The sequence below is a fragment of the Marimonas lutisalis genome, assembly GCF_005434965.1.
In the GTDB taxonomy this organism is placed as follows: Bacteria; Pseudomonadota; Alphaproteobacteria; order Rhodobacterales; family Rhodobacteraceae; genus Marimonas_A; species Marimonas_A lutisalis.
Map to the genome: position 1 here is coordinate 224,757 of NZ_SKCI01000002.1, position 24,069 is coordinate 248,825.

Annotated in this window: 29 protein-coding genes and 1 tRNA gene; 20 read left to right on the plus strand and 10 right to left on the minus strand. The window is 60.9% G+C overall.

Features of this window, described 5'->3' with window-relative positions; genetic code table 11:
• Positions 1-7: 7 nt before the first annotated feature.
• From E0501_RS09170 to E0501_RS09220, 12 genes are all read left to right on the plus strand, one after another.
• Complete coding sequence (locus E0501_RS09170) at positions 8-691, plus strand: NnrU family protein (protein WP_137701082.1); 684 nt, start codon at positions 8-10, stop codon at positions 689-691.
• Positions 692-783: 92 nt separating this feature from the next.
• Positions 784-2,007, plus strand: a complete 1,224-nt coding sequence (locus E0501_RS09175; RefSeq protein ID WP_137701083.1) for an NAD(P)/FAD-dependent oxidoreductase — start codon at positions 784-786, stop codon at positions 2,005-2,007.
• Positions 2,008-2,037: 30 nt separating this feature from the next.
• A complete protein-coding gene (locus E0501_RS09180) occupies positions 2,038-2,418 on the plus strand; it encodes a carboxymuconolactone decarboxylase family protein (protein ID WP_137701084.1) in 381 nt (126 codons plus the stop codon).
• Between the two features lie 109 nt (positions 2,419-2,527).
• On the plus strand, positions 2,528-3,301 hold the full coding sequence (locus tag E0501_RS09185; RefSeq protein WP_137701085.1) for an HpcH/HpaI aldolase family protein: 774 nt from the start codon (positions 2,528-2,530) through the stop codon (positions 3,299-3,301).
• Positions 3,302-3,520: 219 nt separating this feature from the next.
• A complete protein-coding gene (locus E0501_RS21810) occupies positions 3,521-3,919 on the plus strand; it encodes an Arm DNA-binding domain-containing protein (protein ID WP_205123476.1) in 399 nt (132 codons plus the stop codon).
• Complete coding sequence (locus E0501_RS09190) at positions 3,838-4,692, plus strand: tyrosine-type recombinase/integrase (RefSeq protein ID WP_205123477.1); 855 nt, start codon at positions 3,838-3,840, stop codon at positions 4,690-4,692. The genes E0501_RS21810 and E0501_RS09190 overlap by 82 nt, the downstream gene beginning before the upstream one ends.
• Positions 4,689-5,279: a hypothetical protein gene (locus tag E0501_RS21360; RefSeq protein ID WP_205123478.1), complete on the plus strand. Its 591-nt coding sequence runs from the start codon at positions 4,689-4,691 to the stop codon at positions 5,277-5,279. The genes E0501_RS09190 and E0501_RS21360 overlap by 4 nt, the downstream gene beginning before the upstream one ends.
• Positions 5,280-5,365: 86 nt before the next feature.
• Entirely contained in the window at positions 5,366-5,617 is a 252-nt protein-coding gene (locus E0501_RS09200) for a helix-turn-helix domain-containing protein (RefSeq protein WP_137701087.1), read from the plus strand.
• A gap of 286 nt (positions 5,618-5,903) precedes the next feature.
• The gene (locus E0501_RS09205) at positions 5,904-6,275 is read left to right on the plus strand and encodes a bifunctional DNA primase/polymerase (RefSeq protein ID WP_137701088.1); all 372 of its coding nucleotides are present in this window, start codon (positions 5,904-5,906) and stop codon (positions 6,273-6,275) included.
• Positions 6,276-6,390: 115 nt separating this feature from the next.
• Positions 6,391-6,984, plus strand: coding sequence for a hypothetical protein (locus E0501_RS09210; RefSeq protein WP_137701089.1), 594 nt, complete (start codon positions 6,391-6,393; stop codon positions 6,982-6,984).
• 652 nt (positions 6,985-7,636) lie between these two features.
• Positions 7,637-8,560: a homocysteine S-methyltransferase family protein gene (locus E0501_RS09215; RefSeq protein WP_137701090.1), complete on the plus strand. Its 924-nt coding sequence runs from the start codon at positions 7,637-7,639 to the stop codon at positions 8,558-8,560.
• A gap of 80 nt (positions 8,561-8,640) precedes the next feature.
• The gene (locus E0501_RS09220; RefSeq protein ID WP_205123479.1) at positions 8,641-9,477 is read left to right on the plus strand and encodes a methyltransferase domain-containing protein; all 837 of its coding nucleotides are present in this window, start codon (positions 8,641-8,643) and stop codon (positions 9,475-9,477) included.
• Positions 9,478-9,681: 204 nt separating this feature from the next.
• On the opposite strand, the gene E0501_RS09225 is transcribed toward E0501_RS09220, so the two are convergent.
• The 3 genes from E0501_RS09225 to E0501_RS09235 all read right to left on the minus strand — a co-directional run bounded on the left by E0501_RS09225 (position 9,682) and on the right by E0501_RS09235 (position 12,262).
• Positions 9,682-10,404, minus strand: coding sequence for an NAD(P)-binding domain-containing protein (locus tag E0501_RS09225; protein ID WP_137701092.1), 723 nt, complete (start codon positions 10,402-10,404; stop codon positions 9,682-9,684).
• 188 nt (positions 10,405-10,592) lie between these two features.
• The gene (locus E0501_RS09230; protein ID WP_137701093.1) at positions 10,593-11,264 is read right to left on the minus strand and encodes a deiodinase-like protein; all 672 of its coding nucleotides are present in this window, start codon (positions 11,262-11,264) and stop codon (positions 10,593-10,595) included.
• A gap of 155 nt (positions 11,265-11,419) precedes the next feature.
• Positions 11,420-12,262 (minus strand): class I SAM-dependent methyltransferase, encoded by an 843-nt coding sequence (locus E0501_RS09235; protein ID WP_137701094.1) that lies wholly within the window; start codon positions 12,260-12,262, stop codon positions 11,420-11,422.
• A 194-nt stretch (positions 12,263-12,456) separates the two neighbouring features.
• On the opposite strand from E0501_RS09235, the gene E0501_RS09240 reads away from it, so the two are divergent.
• Together E0501_RS09240 and E0501_RS09245 are read left to right on the plus strand one after the other, a co-directional pair.
• Positions 12,457-13,194 (plus strand): gamma-glutamylcyclotransferase, encoded by a 738-nt coding sequence (locus E0501_RS09240; RefSeq protein WP_137701095.1) that lies wholly within the window; start codon positions 12,457-12,459, stop codon positions 13,192-13,194.
• A 422-nt stretch (positions 13,195-13,616) separates the two neighbouring features.
• Positions 13,617-14,054: a terminase small subunit gene (locus tag E0501_RS09245; RefSeq protein WP_268888888.1), complete on the plus strand. Its 438-nt coding sequence runs from the start codon at positions 13,617-13,619 to the stop codon at positions 14,052-14,054.
• A 201-nt stretch (positions 14,055-14,255) separates the two neighbouring features.
• On the opposite strand, the gene E0501_RS09250 is transcribed toward E0501_RS09245, so the two are convergent.
• Together E0501_RS09250 and E0501_RS09255 are read right to left on the minus strand one after the other, a co-directional pair.
• A tRNA-Ala gene (locus E0501_RS09250) sits at positions 14,256-14,331 on the minus strand.
• Between the two features lie 176 nt (positions 14,332-14,507).
• Positions 14,508-14,828 (minus strand): TIGR02300 family protein, encoded by a 321-nt coding sequence (locus E0501_RS09255; RefSeq protein ID WP_137701097.1) that lies wholly within the window; start codon positions 14,826-14,828, stop codon positions 14,508-14,510.
• Between the two features lie 129 nt (positions 14,829-14,957).
• Between E0501_RS09255 and E0501_RS09260 the strand changes: the two genes are divergently transcribed.
• From E0501_RS09260 to E0501_RS09270, 3 genes are all read left to right on the plus strand, one after another.
• Positions 14,958-15,644 carry a M48 family metallopeptidase gene (locus E0501_RS09260; protein ID WP_137701098.1) on the plus strand — a complete coding sequence of 229 codons (687 nt, stop codon included), beginning with the start codon at positions 14,958-14,960 and terminating at the stop codon, positions 15,642-15,644.
• Positions 15,645-15,749: 105 nt separating this feature from the next.
• Positions 15,750-16,397 (plus strand): GntR family transcriptional regulator, encoded by a 648-nt coding sequence (locus tag E0501_RS09265; protein ID WP_137701099.1) that lies wholly within the window; start codon positions 15,750-15,752, stop codon positions 16,395-16,397.
• 2 nt (positions 16,398-16,399) lie between these two features.
• On the plus strand, positions 16,400-17,560 hold the full coding sequence (locus tag E0501_RS09270) for a cation:proton antiporter (RefSeq protein ID WP_137701100.1): 1,161 nt from the start codon (positions 16,400-16,402) through the stop codon (positions 17,558-17,560).
• Here the strand turns inward: E0501_RS09270 and E0501_RS09275 are convergent.
• From E0501_RS09275 to E0501_RS09290, 4 genes are all read right to left on the minus strand, one after another.
• Entirely contained in the window at positions 17,557-18,519 is a 963-nt protein-coding gene (locus tag E0501_RS09275; RefSeq protein ID WP_137701101.1) for an acetyl-CoA carboxylase carboxyltransferase subunit alpha, read from the minus strand. The genes E0501_RS09270 and E0501_RS09275 overlap by 4 nt on opposite strands.
• Before the next feature lie 197 nt (positions 18,520-18,716).
• Positions 18,717-19,127: a Spy/CpxP family protein refolding chaperone gene (locus E0501_RS09280; protein ID WP_137701102.1), complete on the minus strand. Its 411-nt coding sequence runs from the start codon at positions 19,125-19,127 to the stop codon at positions 18,717-18,719.
• Positions 19,128-19,262: 135 nt separating this feature from the next.
• On the minus strand, positions 19,263-19,862 hold the full coding sequence (locus tag E0501_RS09285; protein WP_137701103.1) for a hypothetical protein: 600 nt from the start codon (positions 19,860-19,862) through the stop codon (positions 19,263-19,265).
• 1 nt (position 19,863) lies between these two features.
• Positions 19,864-20,463 carry a LysE family translocator gene (locus tag E0501_RS09290; protein WP_137701104.1) on the minus strand — a complete coding sequence of 200 codons (600 nt, stop codon included), beginning with the start codon at positions 20,461-20,463 and terminating at the stop codon, positions 19,864-19,866.
• 81 nt (positions 20,464-20,544) lie between these two features.
• Between E0501_RS09290 and E0501_RS09295 the strand changes: the two genes are divergently transcribed.
• The gene (locus E0501_RS09295) at positions 20,545-20,988 is read left to right on the plus strand and encodes an Lrp/AsnC family transcriptional regulator (protein ID WP_137701105.1); all 444 of its coding nucleotides are present in this window, start codon (positions 20,545-20,547) and stop codon (positions 20,986-20,988) included.
• Positions 20,989-21,076: 88 nt separating this feature from the next.
• Positions 21,077-21,556 carry a lytic transglycosylase domain-containing protein gene (locus E0501_RS09300; protein WP_137701106.1) on the plus strand — a complete coding sequence of 160 codons (480 nt, stop codon included), beginning with the start codon at positions 21,077-21,079 and terminating at the stop codon, positions 21,554-21,556.
• Positions 21,557-21,764: 208 nt separating this feature from the next.
• Here the strand turns inward: E0501_RS09300 and E0501_RS09305 are convergent, their stop codons facing one another.
• Entirely contained in the window at positions 21,765-22,724 is a 960-nt protein-coding gene (locus tag E0501_RS09305) for an L-malyl-CoA/beta-methylmalyl-CoA lyase (protein ID WP_137701107.1), read from the minus strand.
• A gap of 278 nt (positions 22,725-23,002) precedes the next feature.
• Here E0501_RS09305 and dgcN point away from each other — a divergent pair, with 278 nt between their 5' ends.
• Complete coding sequence (dgcN, locus tag E0501_RS09310; protein ID WP_137701108.1) at positions 23,003-24,004, plus strand: N-acetyltransferase DgcN; 1,002 nt, start codon at positions 23,003-23,005, stop codon at positions 24,002-24,004.
• Positions 24,005-24,069: the final 65 nt, after the last annotated feature.

Here is a 24,069-nt window from a genome sequence, read left to right on the forward strand (position 1 = left end):
GCACGCCTTGGGCTGGATCGAATTCGCCCTGGCCATGGCGGTGTTCCTGGCCTCGCACCGCATTCCCGCCGCGCTGGGGGTGAAAGGCCGGCTTGTCGCCGCGCTGGGCCCGCGCGGCTACACAGCGATGTTCAGCCTCGTCTCGACCGTGCTTCTGCTCTGGGTCATATGGGCCGCCGGGCGGGCGCCACAGGTGCCGCTCTGGGATCAGACTGCAGCCGCACGCTGGGCGGTCAACCTCGTGATGCCCGTGGTCTGCGTGCTGGCCGCCTTCGGGATCGCCGCGCCCAACCCCTTCGCCTTCGAGGGACGCGCCGGCGGGTTCGATCCGGCCCGCCCGGGCATCGCCGGCATCACCCGCCAGCCGCTGCTCTGGGCGCTGCTTCTGTGGTCTCTTGGCCATCTCTGGGCGAATGGCGATCTGGCGCATGTGATCCTCTTCGGCAGTTTCGCTGCCTTTTCGGCCCTTGGCTTGCGTATCGCCGAGACACGCCGCCGCCGCGTGCTGGGCGCAGCGGAATTCGACCGGCTTGCGGCGGGCACGGGGCAAGTGCCTCTCGCCGCACTGCTGTCCGGGCGCTGGCGCCCGTCGGGCCCACCCTCGATGATCCGCCTTGCACTGACCATCCTGGGCTGGGCCGCGCTGTGGCACCTGCATCAGCCGGTCATCGGCGCATGGCCCGCCCCCTAGGCCACGGTTGATCCGCCCCGCGAAATCGGCGATGGACGAGACAACGCAACCGGCGCAACCGGGCGCGGATCGAACAGGGAAAGGCCCCGAACATGACGGTCAAGGGATGGTCCAGCACGCCGAGTCGCACGTCCTATGATGTCGTCATCATCGGCGGCGCGATCATGGGCTCCTCTACCGCGTGGTTCCTGACCGAGAACCCCGATTTCGATGGCACGATCCTCGTGGTCGAGCGTGACCCGACCTATGAAACCTGCTCGTCGGTCCTGTCCGCCTCCAGCATCCGCCAGCAGTTTTCCAACACGCTCAACATCCGCATTTCGCAGTTTGCCGCGGATTTCGTGAAGAACCTGCGCAGCTACATGGGCGGGGACGACCGCGTGCCGGACCTGACGATCCAGAACTACGGCTACATGTACCTGGCCGATAACGAAGCCTTTGCCGATAGTCTGCGCGCCAACCAGAAGGTGCAACTGGCCGCCGGGGCCGAAACCCGGTTGATGACACCCGAAGAGATCGCCGCCGAATACCCGTTCTACGCGCTTGATGACATCCTTCTCGGCAGCATCAACACCCGCGACGAAGGTTACTGGGATGGCGGCACCGTGTTCGACTGGCTGCGCCGATCGGCCCGGGAACGGGGTGCCGAGTATATCGGCAACGAGGTGGTCGCCATCACCCGCAATCCGGCCGGCAACCGGGTCGAGAGCGTGACGCTGAAATCGGGCGAGGTGATCGCCTGCGGGCAGGTGGTGAACGCTTCGGGCCCGCGCGCCGCGCGCACCGCCGCGATGGCGGGCCTTGCCCTGCCGGTCGAGCCGCGCAAGCGATACGTCTGGGTCTTCACCGCCGAAACCCCCCTGCCGCGCGATCTGCCGCTCACCATTGACCCCTCGGGCGTCTATGTCCGGCAGGACGGGCCGCAAAGCTATCTCTGCGGCTGCCAGGGTGATCCCGACCCGGCGGTCGATTACGATGATTTCCATATGGATCACAGCCTTTGGGAGGGGCATGTCTGGCCCGCGCTGGCCACCCGGATCCCGCAGTTCGAGGCCATTCGCGTGGTCACCGAATGGGCCGGGCACTACGCCTACAACACGCTCGATCAGAACGCCGTTCTGGGCCCGCATCCCGAGCTTTCGAATTTCCTCTTCCTCAACGGGTTTTCGGGCCACGGCCTGCAACAATCGCCCGCCATGGGCCGCGGCACCGCCGAATGGCTGACCTATGGCGAATACCGCACGCTCGATCTCAGCCCCTTCGGATACGAGCGCGTCATGCGCGGCGCGCCGATGGTGGAGCAGGCCGTGATCTGAACCGGCACCCCTGACACGAAAGGAAACACCATGAGCCTCTTCGACGAAGACCTGTTCCTGAAGGGACTGGAACAGCGCAAAGCGACGCTGGGCGCGGAGTATGTCGAAAAGAACCTCGCCGGCGCCGACAATTTCACCCGTCCCTTTCAGGAGGCGATGACCGCCTGGTGCTGGGGCTTCGGCTGGGGCGATGACGTGATCGATGCCAAGACGCGCAGCATGATGAACCTCGCCATGATCGGCGCGCTGGGCAAGATGACCGAGTGGGAAACCCACTGCCGCGGGGCCCTCAACAACGGTGTCACCCAAGAGGAAATCCGCGCGATCATCCATGTTGTCGGTATCTATTGCGGGGTGCCGCAGGCGCTCGAATGTTTCCGCGTCGCGCGCAAGGTTCTCGGCGAGGTATAAGCGCCAGCCATCGTCGGGTCGTTCATCCCGGGCCGAACACGCTTGACCTCCGCCCTTTCCAATAGGACCGTGGGGCCGAAGCTGAACCGATCGTCGAAAGGGCCGTGATATGAACCTGCCGGAAAACCGTTTTCTTTCCGCCATCCGGGCGGGTAAGCCGCAGATCGGGCTCTGGGTCGGGCTGACCTCTCCGATTGCCGCCGATGCCGTGGCGGGGGCCGGGTTCGACTGGGTGGTGATCGACATGGAGCATGCCCCCAACGAACTGGGCACGGTCATACCCCAGCTGCAGGTCTTTGCCGGCTACCCTGAAACCACCGCCCTTGTCCGGCCAGACTGGAACGATTCCGTCAAGGTCAAACGCCTGCTCGACGGCGGAGCGCGGGGGCTGGTGTTTCCGATGGTGCAAACGGTGGACGAGGCCCGCGCAGCCGTCGCCGCCTGCCGCTACCCGCCGCGCGGCATCCGCGGCGTCGGCGGCACGACGCGCGGCAACCGCTATGGCCGGATCACCGACTATTTCGAGCGGGTCGAGGATGAAACCGCGATCATCGTTCAGGTTGAAACCCGGGCCGCCCTGGCCCAGGCCGAGGAGATCGCGGCGGTCGATGGTGTCGATGGCGTGTTTTTCGGTCCGGCCGATATCGGTGCCGACCTTGGCCACCTGGGCCAGCCCATGCATGAAGAGGTCTGGAAAACGATTCTTCCCGTCGCCCATCGCCTGGCCGAAAAAGGCGTGCCCACCGGCACCCTGGTGTCCGACCCGGCCTTTGCCCGCCGCCTGATCGACGACGAAGGGTTCAAGTTCGTCGCCTGCGGCGTCGATACCGGCCTTCTGGCCCGCGCCGCCGACAACCTCGCGCGCACGATGAAAGGCGCATGAGCACTGAGCACCCGGTGCTCGGACTGAGCACCCGGTGCTCGGTTCGTATCTGCGGCGGAAGGGATTTGGTGAATCCTAGGTCTACCGAAGTTACTTTCTGATTTCTTCCAGAAGATTCTTTTTATTCATTAATAGACAATAGTTTAGATTTTGTCTTTTCCGATCCTTTCCTAATATTTTCTATGGTTTCCGGACTATTCTTGGTATAAATGTTGGTATATGCGAACAGGTAAGCTTTCCGTTGCCAAGTTAGGGCAAATTACCGAGCCGGGTCGGTATGGAGACGGCGGATGCCTTTATCTCGTTGTGGCTCCGGGTGGAACAAAGCAATGGGTGGCACGCCTTACGATCCATGGCCGTCAGACTGATCTGGGTCTTGGTGGCACCTCGAACGTGACGCTTGCGGAAGCCCGGGAAGAAGCTGCGCGGTTGCGAAAGATAGCCCGAAATGGGGGCGACCCACGAACCGAAAGAAGGCGTGAGAAGCTTTCTTTCGCTCAAGCAGCGCATCGGGTTCATGAGCAACTCAGACCGACATGGAAGAACAAGAAACACGCGGACACATGGTTGGCGACAGTGGAAAATATGCTGTTCCCACTTTCGGAAATCGCCCGTTAGAAACGATCTCAACCGCGGATTGCTTTAATGTCCTCTCACCGATCTGGACCGAGAAACACGAGACTGCCAAACGTCTGAAGCAGCGGCTCGCCACAATCTTCGACTGGGCGAAGGGGGCGGGTCACTATCCATCCGAGAACCCTATTAATGGTCTTAAGAAGGCGTTGCCGACGGTCAACAAGCCAGTAGTACACATGCCGGCTCTTCCGTGGCGGGACCTTCCCGCGTTCATCCATGATCTTCGGCTGCGAGAGGCAGTCTCAGCACGGTTGCTTGAGTTCATGATCCTGACGGCAGCGCGTTCGGGAGAAGCCCGAGGAGCGAAGTGGTCGGAGATAGATGGTGATATTTGGACGGTCCCTGCCGACCGGATGAAGCGTGGTGTTGAACACCGCGTTCCCCTATCATCAGAGGCGGTTGCAGTGTTGGACCGGATTAGGGGCCTCGACGAGGATCTGATTTTACCTTCCCCAGTAACTTCGAAGGGTATACGGCCAATGAGCGACGCTGTGCTAATGACACTGCTACGTCGCATGGGGCATCATAACATTACTGCACATGGCTTCCGTAGTACCTTCAGGGACTGGGCGGCTGATTGCGCCCGTGCAGAACGAGAAGTTGCTGAGGCAGCGCTTTCCCACACTACTGGAAACGCAGTTCAGCGGGCATATGCTCGCTCTGACCTCTTCGAGCGGCGTCGTACGCTGATGGATGCTTGGGGGCGCTTCTGCGTGGGCGGTTCCGGCGATGTTGTGGCGCTGGTTCGTTCATGAAACCGTCTAATGCAATCGATCAGGCGAAGGCTTCGTTCAAGCTTCCTGAGAAAGAGCCATTAGTCGGACCGGAAGAGGTCGCCCTGCGTCACCTCTGGCACGCGCTCGAACTCGTCTCCGGAATGGATGACGTTAGCGCCATGCAGACAATAAATGACGCGCTCAGGAGTGGCCATTTGGTGGCTCGTGCACATTCGAGTGGTGCCTCCATCCCATCTCCGACTTGGCCGAGAGTTCGAACTGGAGGCGGTAATAACGCTCCACGAGGTTGGTTGATGGGCGTCATCCACTTTGACCACGATCTTCCGGGGTTTATGGGAGAACTGCCCGTGGTAAGCCGCAAGCTAGCGGAAAGTTGGCTTTCAATCTACAAATCTACCGCTGGCCCGGGCAGGCCTGTATTGAGCCATGATGCCGCAGAGGCTTATCGAAAACTCTATCCGAACGGCCACAAAGCTGACGGCTTAAGTTGGAAAGAAGTGGCGCGGAGCGTGGGGGAAAGTCTGGGCCACACCGTCAGTATCAAGACCATTAAGCGCGGACTTGAGCCAGAAAAACAGGCCAAAACCCCTGAAAAAATGTACTAAGGTTTTTGGCCTTTTTGCCTGCCTCCCGAGGCAAATATTCCTACGGTAGCCAAGTGATACACCGAAACATCAGGAGTATCACAGCGATGCCGAACGAAACCCTAGAGGTTCACGCCCCGACCAAAGCCCAACCGTGGTGGACCGACATCTACCACATGCGCCCGAAAACGGCCGCACGGTACCTCGGCATTTCACCCAGCACGCTTGCCAAACTACGCATGCGGCAGAATCGGCAAGACGGCCCGGTCTTTTCAAAGATAGCAGGACTGGTTGTGTATCGAAGGGCTGACCTTGATCTCTGGCTGCAAGAGAACTCAGTGAAATCCTCGGAGGACTGATGGCCGCTCACCGCGAACGAGATCACGATTACGGACGAGTGGTGGTCATCCTGAATGAACGTTGGCGTGTGGTAGTCTGCCGCGACGGTATTCAGTGGATACTGCAAAAGCGTGATGGTGAGAGGTCCGGCCAGCCGCGATGGACCGGGAAAAGCTACCACGTGGGCCGGGACAGCCTGATCCGCGTCTGCCGGCGGTTATGTGGCTCCTGTGACCCCACAGGGCTTACGACTCTGGAAAATTTGCCGGCCAAGTGCCCTCTACCCGATAACTCAAAGGCGAAATCATGAAGGCTGGCGTTCTAAGCCAGTATCCGGGCGATGACCTCTTGAAGGAAATTACGCGCCTGCGGGATGAGGGCTTTTCCCTCATCCCCCTTGGCGGTAACGATGGCAAGCGCCCTTTGGTTGCGTTCAAGGACCGGCATCCTCTTCCGAAGAAAACTATACTGGATATGGTGCGGGCGGGTGACGCAACAGGATACGGCATTCGTCTACAGGGAATGCTTGTTCTCGACGTCGATGCGGCCGATATTGCCCTTGTTCAAAGTTTGGAAAAGCGGTTCGGCAAGACATCGGTAAAAAACACGCACGCCAGGAGGAGGCTGTCATCTTTATTACCAACAAGAAGGCAGAACCAGCTGGAACCTGAAACGTGAGCAGCTGCCCGTAGATGTGAAGCACGGACTAAACAGCTACGTCGTGGGCGCCTTTTCAAGGCGGCCCGATGGCAGAACCTATGTTCCAGACGGTAAGCCCCTCACCTTGGCTTCATTGCCCGCCATCAAGCTGGGCGCGGCCGAGCCGCCAACTATAGATGGCCTTGCGGCGTTGCCTCACCACAAAACCCCGAAAAAGATACCGGTTGGTGAGCGCCATTTCTATCTAGTTGATGTGGGCCAACAACTCGTGACCGAAGTGAGATCGGAGCATGAGTTGTTTCTAAAGCTCAAACATGAACGGGATGCAAATTGCGAAGATCCGACGTCGAAACCCGATCATGAACTGGACGGTATTGCAGCTTGGTGGTGGAAAAATCGGCTTGAAAACCGGTTGTATCAAGGGCGCGACAGCGCGTTTCCAATGTCCCGCATAGCTCTGGACCTTCTGCGGGGCGACTCCGACGCCGAACATCTGTACGTGCGGCTTTGCGACAAGCATGGCCACGCTCCCGGAAAGACCTTCGGTTTAGACCACGGGGCGATGAGAGAGGCCAAGCTTACCGACCTCAGCCGAGACCGCTTTCGAAGGGCCCGCGACAAGCTTCTGAGCGTCGGACTTCTGCAGATCGCTGAAAACCACATCGCCGGAAAACGGTATCGGCAATACCGACTGTGTCGTCCTTTGCTCTCACCGGAATGCCCGTGAGCATGTCTGGCCGCAGAAAAGGGGAGGGGTCTATACACTTACATATGTCGACGGAATCCGGTCAACATATGGGAAGGCCGCTCCTCCTCTGTGCAAGATGGGCCAGTTATGTCCGAATAGCCGGCAATAGGCTCCCAGAGTTGGTCAGGCCCACGAAAACCGCCGGCCAGACAGCATAAGATGTTTCGCAAGTGGTATCGCGCCCTAAGGCGGCCAACTGCGCTGGGCCGGAGGCCTCAGAGGCTCTGCGCCCTTTTCTTCCACCCCGGATGGGGACACATCGCAGTACGGCCAGAGCGGAACCCTACCCACGGGGCAGCCCCCTTTTCGGCCACCGGTCATCACGTGGGCCTACATGCGATGGAACGTGCACGACGCGCTTCGCTCGAGACAGCGCGGTAGTACGCGTTAATGGCGTAAGCCGCTTTTTGCTCTTAGCCGCCATTCGCTGCGCGCCAAATGACCGACTGCTGCGCGGACGGAGCTGCCGTTCGGTTTAGTCCAGCAAGAGCTTCAGAATGAATCGGGTATAGGGCTTCCCAATTAAGGTGCGCATCCGTTCTTGCAGCGCCGTTATCGAGCCGAGCATCGCTGCAGCGACATAAGGCCGGCCGTATGCTATCATTAATAGGTACTAGCAAAGGAGCCCGCCATGACCAACAGCCCCCTTCGCGATGATCTCTTCTATCTGACGGAAGCAGGCACCGAGACCGAGGTGATGTACAAGCACGGACACGAGCTGCCGCATTTCGCCATGTTCACTCTGCTGGAAAACCCGAAGGCTGTGGATGACATCACGGCAATGTATCATCGTTATCTCGACGTCATGGCCGAAGCGGGCACCGGCGCCATGATCTGCGGCCTGGAGTATCGGCTCAGCCCGGACTGGGCGGCGCTCTTGGGCCATGACGATCAGGAGCTTGCGGAGATCCAGAAGCGTTGCACCGATCTTTTGCAAGATGTCTCAGCCCCCTATGCTAACAGCATACCCCATATCGTGATCGGTGGATGCATAGGCCCACGCGGGGACGCCTATGGCAAGGGTGGCGCGATCACCGCCGACGAGGCAGAAGCATATCACTCCACCCAACTTGCCGCGCTTAAGGCGACTGGTGCGGATATCGCCTGCGCGCATACCTTCAACAACATCCCCGAAGCAATCGGGATCGTCCGCGCCGCCGAAAGCATAGGTCTGCCGATCGCGATCTATTTCTCATTAGACAGTCGAAGCCGCCTAAACTCGGGCCCAACCTTGCGCGAAGCCGTGGAAACGACAGAGGCCGAGACCGGGGGCGTCGCGGCTTTCTACGGGCTCAACTGCTCTCATCCCGTCGAGTTCGAACCGGCGATCGACGACGGCGCATGGATGTCGCGGATGCGCTCAGTTCGGCCAAATGCATCGAAGATGGAAAAGATCGCCCTTTGCAAACTCGGTCATCTTGAAGACGGTGATCCGGTGGAGCTCGGAGAGCAGATGGGTGATCTGCATCGCCGATTTCCTCAGACGAACGTCCTTGGCGGCTGTTGCGGGACGGACGAACGCCATCTTCGCGAGATCGCTCGAAACGTGCTTTGATCAGCGGTAGGCATAACAGGCCGTCATGACCGACATTCTGCGAACAACAGAACTTCTGCACTCCGTTGGGGAGAAATCCTGTGACGTCTGACTACAAGGAAGCGGTGAAAACCGCAGAAGATTACTACAACAGCGCGGACGCGGACGCCTTCTACGCCGCCATTTGGGGTGGAGATGACATCCATGTCGGCCTCTATGAGAGTGAAGGCGAAGACATTGCCGAAGCGTCCGCGCGAACCGTACGCTACATGGCGTCAAAGCTTGATCTAAAGCCGGGAACACGCGTAATCGATATTGGTGCGGGCTATGGCGGTGCGGCACGCTATCTTGCGCGTGAGACCGGTGCGCATGTCACCTGCCTAAACCTCTCGGAAAAAGAGAATGCGCGCAATCTCAGGCTGACCGCAGAACAGGGCCTTGAAGACACAGTCGAGGTCGTCCACGGTGTATTTGAGGATATCCCCTTTCCGGATAACAGTTTTGACGTGGTCTGGAGTCAGGAAGCCCTCCTTCATTCCGGCGACCGCATGCGCGTGCTGAAAGAAGTCGCGCGCGTGCTTAAGCCCGGCGGAGATTTCATCTTCACCGATCCGATGAAGACCAACGATATCGATGACACACACGCATACCAGCCGATCTATGAGCGAATCCATCTTCCCGACATGGTTTCGATGGGATTCTACCAAGCCACACTGGAAGGCCTCGGTTTCGATACGATCGAGATCGCAGACCTTACCCATCAGCTGCGCAATCACTATGCCCGCGTGCGCGAGGAACTTCAGTCGCGGTGCCACGCGCTGAAGCACCAGATTTCCGCGGATTATGCTGAACGCATGCTCAATGGTCTGAAAGACTGGGTCGAGGGAGCCGACGCCGGGCAACTCCGCTGGGGCGTGCTTCACTTCCGCAAACGCTAGGTATCGCCGATCATTGCAGCGTCATCAAACGTCTGCAGCCTCAAGCAGCGGACGTCGAAGGTCTGTGAGCGACCGTCCGGTTTGCGGACTTTGCTGCCCTACCGTTTGAAGACCTGAACTACTGCTCTGGTGATTCACTGCGTACTCTGAATTCTAGCCGTGGTCGTCAGAACCGAAAGCAACCTGATAGGTGTCAGTTGCAGACTAGACCATTTTGGTGAGGCCTTTCTTGAGCGCCGAGGTCATGCCTTGAGCTTCCATATGGACTCGAAGCCTCAGGTTGTATCCACCCGGAGCGTTGAGCGCCTCAATCAGGGGTTCACAAGCGATTGCCGATAGGTTCGATGCCACCAACTCTCTGAGAAAGGCTTCGCCCTGATCCTTGTCTGACACGCGATCGCCAAGCCAGTCCGCGGCATCGCCGACCATGCGCGCGACAGGTGATAGAACAGCCTGCGCGCTAAGGTAGGCCGCCATTTCATTGGCGTCGCGCACGGGAAAGATGCTGTTCCGGGTACCGAAGATATCCGTGACGATTTTGGGATCCCCGTACATCATGACGGGTGTGCCGCCCTGTGCAATTCCGGGAAAGGGCATCATTATGGCAGTCGCGCGCGCCGGTCGGACCAAGGCGTCTGCCGCTTCAAGTGACGCGCCAGCCATGAACGTGATTACGACTTGTCCTTCTCGAAATGTCAAAGCACCAAGAACATCTGGCGCAACCTCGGCCATCAATCCCAGAAACAGAACGTCGCTTGCATCGACTACACCCTGGTTGTTCGCGATCTGAACGTTCTCATAGGCTTCAGCGAGAGAAGAGGAATGATGAGCACTGCGCTCAGAAACAGTGATTTCGTGCCCATCGTGGACAATGCCTTCCACGACTGCACGGGCGATTGTTCCGCACCCGATCACACCAATTCGCATGCTGCCTCTCCTTGTGATCTATTCTAAAGCAGACCTTTGCACACTTCGCAGCATGCGTCACTCTGGGCTCAAGCCGGTCATTAGCTGCACGTTGCGCTAAGGTCTGATGTGCGGGACGAAGCGGACTCATTCATCATTCCTCTCTAGCCTCGCCAGCAGTGTCCCCCACTGAGGTAAGGCTGGTTCTTCTACGGGCTTGCCTTCGCGTATCTTAAGGCTGCGGCCCAATCCTCGAGATGACTATCGTGATATGGGCCTTGCTCAGACTTGAAGGTGACGACCCCTTTCGCGTCGAGAATATACAAGCGCTCGGGTGCTCCGGCATAATCTTCATTTATCCGATCGTCTGGCCAATCCAGGACCACTTGGCTGTGAAAGCTGTAAGCCGTTCGCCAATCATGGGCCACCTTGGCTCGCTCATTCATATCTGATGGTTGAGCGTACATAACTTCGTCGGCACGGTTTGAGTTTGTGTTCCATCCGTCTGTCGGATGCGCTTCCAACGTGTAAACGAAGACGAACTGAACCGAGTTCTCGAATTCGTCAATCACCTGCTTCATACGTTCGGATTGACGGCGAAATACGGGACAAGTGTAGCTCCCGAAAATCAACGAGACAGGCGCACCACGAAGTTCGGATAGCTTCAGCAAGTCGGATGAAACCTCTCCATCCTCAGTCAAAACGTGTGCTGAGAAGTCGGGAGCGGGTTGGCCTATGTCGGCTTGGCATCTCTCTTCACCCGCTGCCGCCTTGTCGAGGTAGTCACGAAACTCAGCTTTACTTAGACTCATCGCATCTTCGAATTCAGCATCGGACATACTGTCCATCTGATCACGCATACTGAATGCAATCTTGCTCATTGTTCTTCCCCCAACGCCAAACCTACCACACGTGACCACTAAGTCTGTCGCGGACGTTCGCTGCCTTCTTCAGTAACGGCTGAGTTGCGGACAAAACGCTCATTAAGTTCCACAGTATGCAGGACAGCTTTGAGATTTAGGGGCCGATGACCAATTCATCGTGCGCAAGAGAATAAGTTTATCACTGCAGGAACCCGTACGTCATCTCCGTCGGAGAACTCCTCGAAGGCTGCCATTACTGAGCCTTCAATCGCCGCCTCATCAGTTTCCGTCCCGGAATATGCTTTCATTATGCGAGCCGCCGGACCGACCTTGCTGGCTGCGCGCGCAGCACCTGCTACTCCGCCAGGAGGCGTGAGTACGATCTCGACCGGACGCGCTTCGATACTAGAAACGCCCGCCTGATCCATCAGATTGGCCACGCGTTCGCAGTCCTGAAATGCGGTTGGACCGGGTGAATTGGGGTCTCCTTTCGGATGTGCACCGAGCCTTTCTTCTGCCGCTTTCTTGGGAATATCAAACCAAGGGTTTTTCGCCACCGAAGCCCAGCAAACAAAGAACATTCTACCATGATCGCTCATCGCATTGGACAGGTTCTTCAGGGCCGCAACGGTGTCTGAAAAGAAGCTCATTCCCAATCGCGAGACCAGAACATCGAATTGCTGCGGCGGAAAATCATATGTCTGGGCATCAGCCAACAAGAAGGACGCGTTCTGCACGCCAACCGCTTTCGCCCTTTTGGCGGCGCGTGCAAGAAGCGGATCAGAAATATCTACCCCAAGAACTTTGCCAGCCGGAGCGCGTCGGGCGGCTTCAATGCTGCTTGCTCCGGTTCCACAGCCTATGTCGATGACGCGGTCCGCCGAGACAATGTCAGCCGTATCCAGCATTATATCCAACATACCGGCCATCGCGGTATCCAGAGCGCGTTCGTGTTCAATCCACTTCAGTCCAGCGGGTGAAGCCCAATAATCAGCCTGAGCTTTGTTTGCTTCCATGAAATGGCACCCCTTTTGGGGACAACTTAGCAGGCATTCATGCTAAACGCAGCATTGATCAAAATGGGCTCGAAGCTGTCGTTCGCTGCAGCCTGTTCGAGTGACCACTTCGCGAACAGAGCAGACACTCACCTGATCGTATTTCAGTCAAAACACATCTGACCCTCCAACCGTAAAGAAGGCAAAGTCAAGCCATGCCCTTTCCGCACCATGTTTTCCGCCATACTCCGGCGCTTCGTGGCCTCATCATACCGCCGGGCGAGTCTGAAATGCGCTTCGGCCAAGATCGCTTTGCCGAGCTCGATATCCAAGCAGAAGAGGAGGGTTGGCCGCCCGGCTGGCGGATGGAGCACGACGCAAGAGAGGCAAATCGGCATGCCGTTCTGAAAAACCGGTTGGGGCAGGATCTTTGGGTGTTTGCCTACGGTTCCCTCATATGGGATCCGGCCGTACAGATTAAGGAATACAGGTACGGAACCCTACCGGGGTGGTGCCGGAGGTTCTGTATGCGGCTCGAAGGCGGACGCGGTAGCCATGAGCGGCCGGGACTAATGGCTGCGCTCGATGAAGGCGGGCATTGCGACGGTGTTGTCTTCCGCATAGCCGCGGCGCTAGTTGACCAGGAAACTCAATTCATGTGGCGTCGCGAGATGTTTGCTGGGGCCTACCTCCCACTGTTTAAGACGGTGGCAACGCCGCAGGGTCCGGTTGATGCTTTGACCTTCGTGATGGATAGGAACAATCGCCGCTACATGCCGGACCTGCCCGAAGACGAGGCGGCCCAGATGATTGCTGCGGCCGAGGGCGGGCTCGGGCCCAATTTTGCTTACCTCGACTCGCTGGTTCGGCATCTCGACGAACTTGGTATCGCGGATCACGACATGCACCGGCTGCACGCCCGCGCCAGAACCTACCGCTTCAAGTCCAACTGAAACGTGTTCAGTTAGCATTGCTACTAGTGCATAAAGTCGTGCGGTACAGTCCGAATGCACCGGAAAGGGGTCTATACACTTACATATGTTTACGGGATCCCGTAAACATATGGCACTGGCCCCCCGCCAAGGCGACGGCACGGCTTAACTATGTGAGTTGCAGAGAGTGCCGGCCGGGCACGTGTGCGAAGGCCTCGGGGCCCTCTGCCTCCTTTAGGCCTGACCGGGGCCGGGCCGGCGGCCTCAGTAGCTCTGCGGAGGTTTCCTGCCCTTCAGAAACGGCACAGATAACACGACCATCGCAGAACAGGCTGTGATATATTAAGTCAGCAAAGCTGACACATGAGGTCAATTCATGGGAACCGAGAACAGGCAAAGGACTCATCACTTCGGGGCAAGTATCAGCACCCGTTTGGGGAAGCCTGACAGAGAAGCAGGAGCGGTTCGCGCATCTCGTTGCGGAGGGGCTGAACTTCAGCGCTGCCTACCGTGAGGTCTACGACACGTCCGATATGTCCCAGCCATCGGTCTGGCGTGAGGCACATCGGTTAAGTCGCAACGAAAAGGTGGCAATGCGGATCGCCGAACTCGTCGCTGCGAGGCAGGAGGAGGAGCGTCTGCAGGCCCACATAAGGGCTTACAGGGTTACTGCCCATTTAGAGGAGATGATGACGTCAGGAGCGTCTGAGAGCACGCGTCTGCGCGCCGCAGAGCTTCTGGGTAAGACGGTTGGCCTGTTTATCGAGAAAGCCCCGCCGAAGGACGAGGAGCGCTCTCTAGCCGAGCTGGAAGCGGAATTGGCCAAACGAATGGAGAAACTCAAAGTTGCCGGTTCCTTGGGAGGCCGCCCCAATGATTAGGCGCGGAAACGCTTTAGTTTCGCGTTGGCAGCGCATGCAACCGTCTGCGAACCCATTCGTGACGTGCGGTAAGGAGCAAACTTGAGTCTCGTGTTAACAGTCAAACAGACCCATTGCCTTAGCAAACATGGTAGAAAAATGGGTATAAATGCAGAGCAGCTTCTCAAATCAAAAGAAAAAAAGATGTTTTCGGAAGGGATTTGGTGGAGCCTAGGGGAGTCGAACCCCTGACCTCTTGCATGCCATGCAAGCGCTCTCCCAACTGAGCTAAGGCCCCATCCGGGCAGGCCATCGGCCTGTTCGCCGCTATCTAGGCGGATGCGCGTCCGGGATCAAGCGGAAAATCGCACCTGCGGCGCACCGCGTGCGCGCGGCGTTTGCTCAAACGCAAAATGCGCCGCTGCAGGGCAGGGCGCATTCGCATTTTTCCGGTATCGGCCAAAGGCCGGCGGCTTATTCGTCGTCGTCCGAGGCGACGTCGGCGATCTCGTCCAGCGAGACGTTGTCGTCATCGTCGTCGTCCAGAACATCGTCCTCGAGTTCGACATCGACGTCATCGTCGTCGAGAACATCCACATCCAGATCGTCCTCGGTAGCCTTGGCTTTCTTGGTCGCGGCATCTTCGGCATCGGCGGCGATCATGCTGCGCTTGCCGGTCTCCAGTTCGATGACTTCGCCCGTGTAGGGGCTGACGATCGGGTCCTTGTTCAGGTCGTAAAACCGCTTGCCGGTTGTCGGGCAGACGCGCTTGACGCCCCATTCTTCCTTGGGCATGGCAATCCCTCTAGAATCTCTTGTCTTGTCGACGGTCCGCGCCAACTGCCATAACACGCGCAGGGTGTCAAAGCCTTTCACGCGCGCCTGCAACGGCAGGGCCGCTTCGCACCACGGAGAGACACGCAGGTGACACGCCATTTCATCCCCGGTGATCCCCCGGTCGAGGTGATCCTGCGCCGGTCGAACCGGGCGCGGCGGATTTCGCTGCGCGTGTCCTCGCTTGACGGGCGGGTGACGCTGACCTGCCCGCCCGGCGTGGCCGAGGCCGAGGCGCTGGCCTTTGCCCGCGAAAAGGCCGATTGGCTGCGCGGCCACCTAGCCCGCCGCCCCGACGAGGTGCAGATCGCGCCGGGGTGCATGCTGCCGTTCCGGGGGCGCATGATTCGCGTGCAGCCGGGGCAAGGGCGCGGGGTGCAGATCATCGGCGACGCGGCCCATGTGCCCGGCCCGCCCGAACGCGTGGCCGCCCGGTTGCAGGGGTTTCTGAAGGAAGCCGCGCGTGACCGTCTGGCCGAGGCCTCGGATCGGCATGCCGCCGCGCTGGGGCGCAACTACAGCCGCCTCACACTACGCGATACCCGTTCGCGCTGGGGGTCATGTTCGTCGCAGGGGGGGTTGATGTATTCCTGGCGCCTGATCATGGCGCCGGACGATGTGCTGGACTATGTCGCCGCGCACGAGGTGGCGCACCTGGCCGAGATGAACCATTCGTCCCGGTTCTGGTCCCACGTGGAGCGCCTTTACGGCGATCACCGCGCCGCGCGCGGGTGGCTGCGCAAAAGCGGCCCCGAACTGCATCGCTACAGGTTTTGACCGGGTACGGCGTTGGGAGGCGGGCAATGAGTATTTTTGCCAAGAAAGAGCAGCGGGGACTCGCAACAGATTGACGCCGTGCGGGTTTGTGATCACAAATACGGAATGCTGAGCCAACCCCGCCCCGATCCCGTCACATCCGCGCATGACCGTGTCTATCGCGGCCTGCGCACGCGCATCATGCATGGCGAGATGCTGCCCGGACAGGCGCTGACCCTGCGTGGCATCGGCAAGGAATTCGGCGTGTCGATGACACCCGCGCGCGAGGCGCTGCGCCGGCTGGTGGCCGAGGGGGCGCTCTCGATGTCGGCCTCGGGCCGGGTGGCCACGCCCGAGCTGTCCTCGGACCGGATCGAGGAACTGGCCGCGTTGCGCATGCTGATCGAGGTGGAACTGGCCAGCCGTGCACTGCCGCGGGCCCACATGGCGCTGATCGAACGGCTGCAGACCATCAACGCGGGGCTTGGCGACATGATCGCGCGCCAGAATCCGGTGGGGTATATCCGCACCAACCTGGAATTTCATCGTACCCTTTACCTGCGGGCGCAGGCCCCGGCGATGCTGGCGATGACCGAAACGGTCTGGCTGCAGCTGGGCCCGACGATGCGCCAGCTTTACGGCCGTCTGCGCCGCAAGGAACTGCCGCAGTATCACCGGATGATGATTTCGGCCCTGCGCGCCGGGGATGAACCCGGCCTGCGCTTGGCCGTGCGCTCGGACGTGACCCAGGGCCTGAAAATGCTGCTTGGCTGATCATGGTCGAGGAAACCGGCAATATCCTGATCGTTCTGGGCGTGCTGTTTCTGGCCGGGCTGGCCGCGGACGCGATCGGCCACCGCACCCGCCTGCCGCGCGTCACGCTGCTTCTGGGGTGCGGTATCCTCGTGGGACGGGCTGGTTTCGACCTCGTGCCGCAGGCGATGGCGGACTGGTATGAATTCCTGTCGGTGGTCGCGCTGACCATGGTTTCGTTTCTGCTTGGCAACGCGCTCAAGGCCGACCTGCTGCGCCAGTGGGGCGGAGCGATCTTCGCCGTGTCGCTGAGCATCGTCTTTTCCACGATTTTTCTTGTGGCGGCCGGCCTCTGGATGCTGGGCGTGCCGCTGGCCGTCGCGTTGCTGCTGGGCGGAATCGCCACGGCGACCGATCCGGCGGCCACCCGCGATGCCATCCGTCAACAGGGGGTGAACACGCCCTTTTCCACCCGAATCGAAGCAATCGTGGCGATCGACGACGCCTGGGGACTCATCGCCTTTGCGCTGGTCGCGGTCCTGGTCCGTGGGCTGGGGGGCGCGTTTTCACCCGAGCTGCTGTTGGATGCGCTGCGTGAAATCGCGATCGCGGTCATGCTGGGCCTTGCCGTGGGCGGGCCCGCGGCGCTGCTGACCGGCCGGCTCAAACAGGGTGAGCCGATGCAGACCGAGGCGCTGGGCGTGGTCCTCCTGTCGGGCGGGTTGGCGATCTGGTGCGACGTGTCCTACCTGATCACCGGGATGGTTGCCGGGGCGGTGATTGCCAATTTCGCCCGGCACCACGACCGCGCCTTTCACGAGATCGAGCACATCCAGTGGCCCTTCATGATGCTGTTCTTCCTGCTTGCAGGCGCATCGCTGGAACTGGTGGCGCTGTTGCAGATCGGAGTTGTCGGGGTGGCCTATATCGGGCTGCGCATCCTGGCGCGGATGATTGGCGGATGGATCGGCGCGCGGCTGGGACGCGTGCCGCCGGGCGAACGCCTCTGGTACGGTCCGGCGCTTCTGGCGCAGGCCGGGGTCGCCATCGGCATGGCGCTGGTCGCGGCGCAGGAGGTGCCGGAGCACGCCGACCTGATCCTGACGCTGACGATCGGCACGACGGTTCTGTTCGAACTGATCGGGCCGCTGGCCACGGCTCGGGCGGTGCGGCGCACGGCCTAGGCGGCCAGCCCTTTCGACCCCAAGTCGAGATATTTGCGCCGCCGATCCTTGATCAGTTTCTTGGGCGTCTTGCCCTCCAGCTCGGCCAGGAGCGATTTCAATGTTGCCCCCACGGCCGAAATCGCCGCGTCGCGGTTGCGATGCGCGCCGCCCATCGGTTCGGGAATCACCCGGTCCGTCACGCCCAGCTTCTCCAAGTCCTGCGCCGTCAGCCGCAGCGCCTCGGCGGCCTCGCGCATCTTCTCGCTGTCCTTCCACAGGATGCTGGCGCAGCCCTCGGGGCTGATCACCGAGTAGATCGAATGTTCCAGCATCGCCACGCGGTCGGCGGTTGCAAAGGCCACCGCCCCGCCCGAGCCGCCCTCGCCGATGATGATGCTGACCAGCGGCACGCCGATCTGCAGGCATTTTTCGGTCGAGCGCGCAATCGCCTCGGACTGGCCGCGCTCTTCGGCGCCCTTTCCGGGATAGGCGCCGGCGGTGTCGACCAGGGTGAGCACCGGCAGGCCGAACTTGTCGGCCAGCTCCATCAGGCGCACCGCCTTGCGGTAGCCCTCGGGCCGGGCCATGCCGAAATTGTGCAGGATGCGCGACTTGGTGTCGTGGCCCTTCTCGTGTCCGATCACGACCACCGGCTGATCGTTGAACCGTGCCAGCCCGCCCATGACGGCGTGATCGTCGGCAAAGTTCCGGTCGCCGGCCAGCGGCGTGTACTCGGTGAACAGCGCCTCGATGTAGTCGCGGCAATGCGGGCGTTCGGGATGGCGCGCAACCTGGCATTTCCGCCACGGCGTCAGGCTCTTGTAGAGGTCTTGCAGAAGGTCTGCGGCTTTCTTGTCCAGAGCCGCCGCCTCGGCCTCGATATCCATTTCCTCGTTGGCCCGCGCCATGGCGCGAAGCTCCTCCGCCTTGCCTTCGATCTCGGCCAGCGGTTTTTCGAAGTCGAGGTAATTGGTCATCCGGACACTCCCACGCGTAACTTGGCGCTATATGGCTGTGTCGCACTCAACATGCAACTGCGCAAGGGTTGCGGCGCTCGCGCGGTCACGCCCGACAGGCAAAACGCCGCCCCTCGGAACGGCGTTTCGTGTGCCTCGGCCAGCAACCGGTGCCTTGCCGGAAAGGGACAGATCCGGCAGGGCGTGGCAGGCCGGGCTTAGTTCGCGGCGGCAAGGTCCAGCATCTTGGCGAACTGCGCTTCGCTCAGAACCCCGCGCCAGTGGTCGGTGCAGTTGGACCGCATCAGCACAAGTTTTGTTTCCATCTCGCCGACTTTTGCTGCCAGCGCCTTTCGCTCGTCTGCCGGTGCGCCCGCGATGATCGCCGCGCGCAGCGCCGCCCGCGCCGCCAGTGCTTCGGCCTCGATCGCCTTGCGCTTGGCCGGCATCGTGTCGACCCATTCTTTCAGATCGGCGCGCTGCGCCTCGGTCAGCTCCAGCGCGTCGGCGTTTTTCACGATCACCGGGGTGAAGGCGACAATCGGTTTCGACAGTTCTGATTTCGCATCGGCAAGGGCTCCGGTGGCAACACAGGCGGCGATGGCCGCCGAAAGGACGAAGGGTTTCATGCACAGCTCCATATCATTGAACACTCCGGGACATCCCGGTTGACCCGTGCTTAGACTGGGGCGGTCTGCAGCTCCTTGATTTAAATCAACATCTAAAATGCTTCTTTGACTGGAAGGTTTCGCCACCCTGCCGGATCACACCGCCAGCGCCGCGCGCAGCGCCATCTCGGGCGTGGCCAGAACCGGCCGGCCCAGGTCCTCCAGCAGCGCCGCCGCTCCGTCCATCGAGGCCTGCGCCAGAATCACCGCGCCCGGTGGCCCGGCCGCCCGCACCGCCCTTTCGATGGTCCGCCAGAACGCGGCTTCGTCGCCGGCTTCGAACAAAGGCCAGGCCCCCGGTACGAACAGCGCCTCGATCGGGGCCTCGTTTCCGGCGGCCCGCATCTCTTCTGCCAGCAAGGCCCGGCTCGGGCCTTCCGTGCTCTCCAGGCAATAGACCAGCAGCACCGGCCCGCCGCCCTGCGCCGCCACCCGCATCGCCGGTCGGTCGATGCGTATGGCGCCGGCGGCTTCCGCCGCTTCGCCCAGCGTGGAACAGGTGCAGAGCGCCCGGCGACCCTCTACTGCCCGTGCCACCTCCCCGGCGATCGCTGGGGTCACGTCCTCGGCGCGGGCGCGCTCCAGCAGATCCTCGCGCACTTCGTGGTGCAGCGTGGCGCCGGGCGCGATGCGGTCGCGCAGCGCATCGAACCGGGCCACATGCACCGGAGAGGTATGCAACAGGGTCAGTGTCATCCTAACCTGCAGGATATAGGACCGGGAAAAGCGTCGCCACCAGCAAAACCGCCATCGTCCAGTTGAACGCCCGCAACCGTGCCGGGTTGGTCAGAACCCGCCGCATTTGCTGGCCCAGCACCGTCCACGTGCTGACCGTGGGCAGGTTGATCGCTCCGAACACCACCGCCACGAGGCCGATTGCCGCCAGGCTGCGCTCGGGCGCATACAGCGACACGGCCGTCAGCGCCATCGACCAGGCCTTGGGATTCACCCACTGAAACAGCGCCGCCTGCAGGAAACTCAATGGCTTGCCGCCGCCATCGCGCGCCTCGGGCGGCGCGGCATGGGCGATCATCCAGGCCAGCCATAGCAGGTAGGACACGCTGAACACCGTCAGGATCACGTGACCGACGGGCCAGGCGTCGAACACCCGGATCAGGCCCACGCCCACCAGCACCACCATCACGGTAAAGCCGATGCCGATGCCAAGCATGTGCGGGATCGTCCGGCGAAAGCCGAAATTCGCGCCCGAGGCCATCAGCATGAGGTTGTTCGGCCCCGGCGTGATCGACGAGACAAAGGCGAACAGGGCAAGAGCGGCAAGTATATCGGTTTGCATGGCGCAACATTATTCAGTTATCGCCGCCATGAAATTGCGATGTTGACTGATAATCAGATCATGGAGCAATAAGTCACGTAAATGGACGCAATAAACGACAAAATATTGCATGAGCTGTCCCGCGACGGACGCATCAGCAATCTCAACCTGGCCGAACGCGTGGGCCTGTCTCCCTCGGCCTGCCTGCGCCGCGTCGCCGCTCTGGAACAGGCGGGCGCCATCCGCGGCTACCGCGCGGTGCTCGATCCCGCGCAGATGGGCGTGGGCTTCGTCGCCTATATCGCCGTTGGCCTCAACCAGCACACCAAGTCAGCTCAACAGGCGTTCGAACGCGCGATGGACCGCGCCCCGGAAGTGCGCGAATGCCACAATATTACCGGATCGGTGGAATATCTCCTCCGGGTCGAAGTGGCCGATCTTGCGGATTACAAGCGCTTCCACACCGATGTGCTGGGAACCCTGCCGCAGGTGCAATCGCTCACCACCTATGTCGTCATCGGCTCGCCAAAGGATGAGCGCGCCTAGGCGGCTTGTCGCCGACTGCGTGCCGCCCGGTTCCCGCACCGGCAACGCTGGGCTATGACGCCGGCGTAATAACCTGTGACGAGGCTCCATGTCCCTGACCCGCCGCTTTATGATTTTCGCCCCGCTCGCCCTTGCCGCCTGCGGCGCGCGCGAAACCGTCTCCACCATGACCGAGCCCGCGGGCTACAACCCGCCGCTTCATCCGAACGAAACGCCCGAGCTGCGCGCGCTGATCAACAAATGGGCCGACCACTACCAAGTTCCGCGCCGCCTCGTGCACCGCCAGATCATTCGCGAAAGCACCCACCGCCCCTGGGCGCGCAACGGTCCCTACTACGGGCTGATGCAGATCCTGCCCGAGACCGCCCGCACCATGGGGTTCCGGGGCAAGCCTTCGGACCTGCTCGATGCCGATACCAACCTCGAATACGCCGTCAAGTACCTGCGCGGCGCCTATCTCGTGGCCGACGGAGACGAGGACGCAGCGGTGATGTGGTATGCCCGCGGCTACTATTACGAGGCCAAGCGCAAGGGCCTCCTGGTCGAAACCGGTCTGCGCCCGGCCTAGCCGTCCCACATCTTCATCTTGCCGAAAATATCCCGGGGAGTGTGAGGGGCTGGCCCCTCACATCGACGTCTGCCCTGTGTGCTGCGGTTGCACAACGCGCGCCGCGGTAACCTTAAGGCGCGTTCACCGGGCTCGGATTTGCCGGCAGCCGGATGTCAGCCGGGGGGTGCACGCATGTCACCCCCCGAAATTTCACCGCGCGCTGGCGTTAACCTCTGGCGATCAGCTCGGCCTGTTGCACGATCACCTCGGCCTGCTTGATGCTGGCGATATCCACCAGCCGGCCTTTGTAAACGGTGGCACCCGCGCCCGTCGCCTTGGCCTCTTCCATCGCCGCCAGGATCTCGCGGGCCTCAGTCACCGCTTCCTCGGACGGGGTGAACACCTGGTTTGCCAGCGCGATCTGCTTGGGGTGGATCGCCCATTTGCCCACCATGCCCAGCGTGGCCGAACGTTTGGCCTGCGCGATATAGCCCTCGTCGTCGCTGAAATCGCCAAACGGCCCATCCACCGGCAGGATGCCATGCGTCCGGCAGGCGGCCACGATCGCGGCCTGCGCCCAGTGCCAGGGATCTGACCAGTGCTTCTGGCCCTCATGCAGCATGTAATAGTTCTCCTGCGTGCCCCCGATGCCGGTGGTCTGCATGCCCATGGACGCCGCAAAATCCGCCGCTCCCAAGGACATAGCCTGCATCCGCGGACTCGACGCGGCGATGGCCTCGACATGGGCGATGCCCGCGGCGCTCTCGATGATCACCTCGAAACTCACGGGCTTTTCCCGGCCCTTGGCACGCTCGATCGCGGTGACCAGCGCATCAACGGCATAGACATCCTCGGCACAGCCCACCTTGGGGATCATGATCTGATCCAGCCGCGGCCCGGCCTGTTCCATCAGGTCGACCACGTCGCGATACCAATAGGGCGTGTCCAGGCCGTTGATCCGCACGCTCAGCGTCTTGGTGCCCCAATCGACCGTGTTGATCGCCTCGATGACATTGGCGCGCGCGGCGTCCTTGTCCGCAGGCGCAACGGAATCTTCAAGATCGAGGTTGATAACATCGGCGTCCGAAGCCGCCATCTTCTCGAACAGCTTGGTGTTCGAGCCGGGGCCGAACAGCTGACACCGGTTCGGACGGGCAGGGGCAGCGGGCTGAATGCGGAAACTCATGGGGTGCACCTTTCGGGATGTAAGGAAATTGCGTCTCTTCGGGCGGAAGCGATATTAAATTGCGCCCTTGGCCGCAAGTTGATTTTGCGCATGCGGCATTCACGCTGCGCCGCAGAAACAAATATTGCACAATTCTGGTGCATTTCGAAGAATCTTCGACCAAAGCTTGAAAATACGAAAGTAATTTCGAAATTTTTGCGCAGTCCTGCCAAGTTTGCAACCCTCTCCTACGTGTTTTCCCGAACCATCTGGCGAAAGCGACAGGAAAGGCCGAATCCATGATCCAGACCCCATATCTTCTGTTCCTGGGCGATGCGCCCGACCAACTCGCCGCCAAGGTGGCGCAGGGCATCAAGGACTGGCGCCCGGAAAACGCCGTGGGCCAGTTCCGAATGGAAGGCTGCAAAGCCGATCTTGGGCTCGAGGACATGGACCTGGTCGAAGCGCGCGAAGCCGGCGCCAAGACCCTGGTGATCGGCGTGGCCAACCGTGGCGGCGTCATCAGCCCAGAGTGGAAAAAGGTGCTGGTCATGGCGCTCGAGGAGGGTTTTGACCTCGCCTCGGGCCTGCACAACCTTCTGCGCGATGAACCCGACCTCGTGGCCGTGGCCGAGGCCTGCGGGCGGGAACTGCACGATGTGCGTGTGCCGGAAGTGAAATACCCGATCGCCAACGGCAAGAAACGCACCGGCAAGCGCTGCCTTGCCGTGGGCACCGATTGCTCGGTGGGCAAGATGTACACCGCTCTCGCCATGGATGCCGAGATGAAGAAGCGCGGCCTGAAGTCGAGCTTCCGCGCCACCGGCCAGACCGGCATTCTCATCACTGGCGACGGTGTGCCGCTCGATGCTGTGATTGCCGATTTCATGGCCGGCTCCATTGAATGGCTGACGCCGGATAATGACAATGACCACTGGGACATGATCGAGGGCCAGGGCTCGCTTTTCCATGTCAGTTATTCGGGCGTGACCATGGCACTGATCCACGGTGGCCAGCCCGACGCGCTGATCCTGTGTCACGAACCCACCCGCGAAACCATGCGCGGCTTGCCCGAATACACCCTTCCCACGCTTGAGGAGCTGCGCGACATGGCGCTGCCGCTGGCCAAGGTCGCCAATCCGGCCTGCCAGGTCGTCGGTATTTCGATCAACACCCAGCACATGAGCGAGGAGGACGCACTGTCCTATCTGGCCGAGGTTGAGAAGCGCATTGGCCTGCCGGCAGTCGATCCTTTCCGCCAAGGCGCCGGCCGGCTCGTCGAAGCGCTGGACGCGATCTGAACCAAGCGACTGTCCCGCCCTTGCCGGCGGGACACGCAAGGCGCGCTTGTCAGAGCGCGATGAGC

Bases quoted from the DNA above. Each gene is read 5' to 3' on its own strand.
- E0501_RS09175 (WP_137701083.1), top strand. From the start codon at position 784: ATGACGGTCAAGGGATGGTCCAGCACGCCGAGTCGCACGTCCTATGAT.
- E0501_RS09180 (WP_137701084.1), top strand. From the start codon at position 2,038: ATGAGCCTCTTCGACGAAGACCTGTTCCTGAAGGGACTGGAACAGCGC.
- E0501_RS09185 (WP_137701085.1), top strand. From the start codon at position 2,528: ATGAACCTGCCGGAAAACCGTTTTCTTTCCGCCATCCGGGCGGGTAAG.
- E0501_RS21810 (WP_205123476.1), top strand. From the start codon at position 3,521: ATGCGAACAGGTAAGCTTTCCGTTGCCAAGTTAGGGCAAATTACCGAG.
- E0501_RS09190 (WP_205123477.1), top strand. From the start codon at position 3,838: ATGGAAGAACAAGAAACACGCGGACACATGGTTGGCGACAGTGGAAAA.
- E0501_RS21360 (WP_205123478.1), top strand. From the start codon at position 4,689: ATGAAACCGTCTAATGCAATCGATCAGGCGAAGGCTTCGTTCAAGCTT.
- E0501_RS09200 (WP_137701087.1), top strand. From the start codon at position 5,366: ATGCCGAACGAAACCCTAGAGGTTCACGCCCCGACCAAAGCCCAACCG.
- E0501_RS09205 (WP_137701088.1), top strand. From the start codon at position 5,904: ATGAAGGCTGGCGTTCTAAGCCAGTATCCGGGCGATGACCTCTTGAAG.
- E0501_RS09215 (WP_137701090.1), top strand. From the start codon at position 7,637: ATGACCAACAGCCCCCTTCGCGATGATCTCTTCTATCTGACGGAAGCA.
- E0501_RS09225 (WP_137701092.1), bottom strand. From the start codon at position 10,404: ATGCGAATTGGTGTGATCGGGTGCGGAACAATCGCCCGTGCAGTCGTG.
- E0501_RS09230 (WP_137701093.1), bottom strand. From the start codon at position 11,264: ATGAGCAAGATTGCATTCAGTATGCGTGATCAGATGGACAGTATGTCC.
- E0501_RS09235 (WP_137701094.1), bottom strand. From the start codon at position 12,262: ATGGAAGCAAACAAAGCTCAGGCTGATTATTGGGCTTCACCCGCTGGA.
- E0501_RS09240 (WP_137701095.1), top strand. From the start codon at position 12,457: ATGCCCTTTCCGCACCATGTTTTCCGCCATACTCCGGCGCTTCGTGGC.
- E0501_RS09255 (WP_137701097.1), bottom strand. From the start codon at position 14,828: ATGCCCAAGGAAGAATGGGGCGTCAAGCGCGTCTGCCCGACAACCGGC.
- E0501_RS09265 (WP_137701099.1), top strand. From the start codon at position 15,750: ATGCTGAGCCAACCCCGCCCCGATCCCGTCACATCCGCGCATGACCGT.
- E0501_RS09270 (WP_137701100.1), top strand. From the start codon at position 16,400: ATGGTCGAGGAAACCGGCAATATCCTGATCGTTCTGGGCGTGCTGTTT.
- E0501_RS09275 (WP_137701101.1), bottom strand. From the start codon at position 18,519: ATGACCAATTACCTCGACTTCGAAAAACCGCTGGCCGAGATCGAAGGC.
- E0501_RS09280 (WP_137701102.1), bottom strand. From the start codon at position 19,127: ATGAAACCCTTCGTCCTTTCGGCGGCCATCGCCGCCTGTGTTGCCACC.
- E0501_RS09285 (WP_137701103.1), bottom strand. From the start codon at position 19,862: ATGACACTGACCCTGTTGCATACCTCTCCGGTGCATGTGGCCCGGTTC.
- E0501_RS09290 (WP_137701104.1), bottom strand. From the start codon at position 20,463: ATGCAAACCGATATACTTGCCGCTCTTGCCCTGTTCGCCTTTGTCTCG.
- E0501_RS09295 (WP_137701105.1), top strand. From the start codon at position 20,545: ATGGACGCAATAAACGACAAAATATTGCATGAGCTGTCCCGCGACGGA.
- E0501_RS09300 (WP_137701106.1), top strand. From the start codon at position 21,077: ATGTCCCTGACCCGCCGCTTTATGATTTTCGCCCCGCTCGCCCTTGCC.
- E0501_RS09305 (WP_137701107.1), bottom strand. From the start codon at position 22,724: ATGAGTTTCCGCATTCAGCCCGCTGCCCCTGCCCGTCCGAACCGGTGT.
- dgcN (WP_137701108.1), top strand. From the start codon at position 23,003: ATGATCCAGACCCCATATCTTCTGTTCCTGGGCGATGCGCCCGACCAA.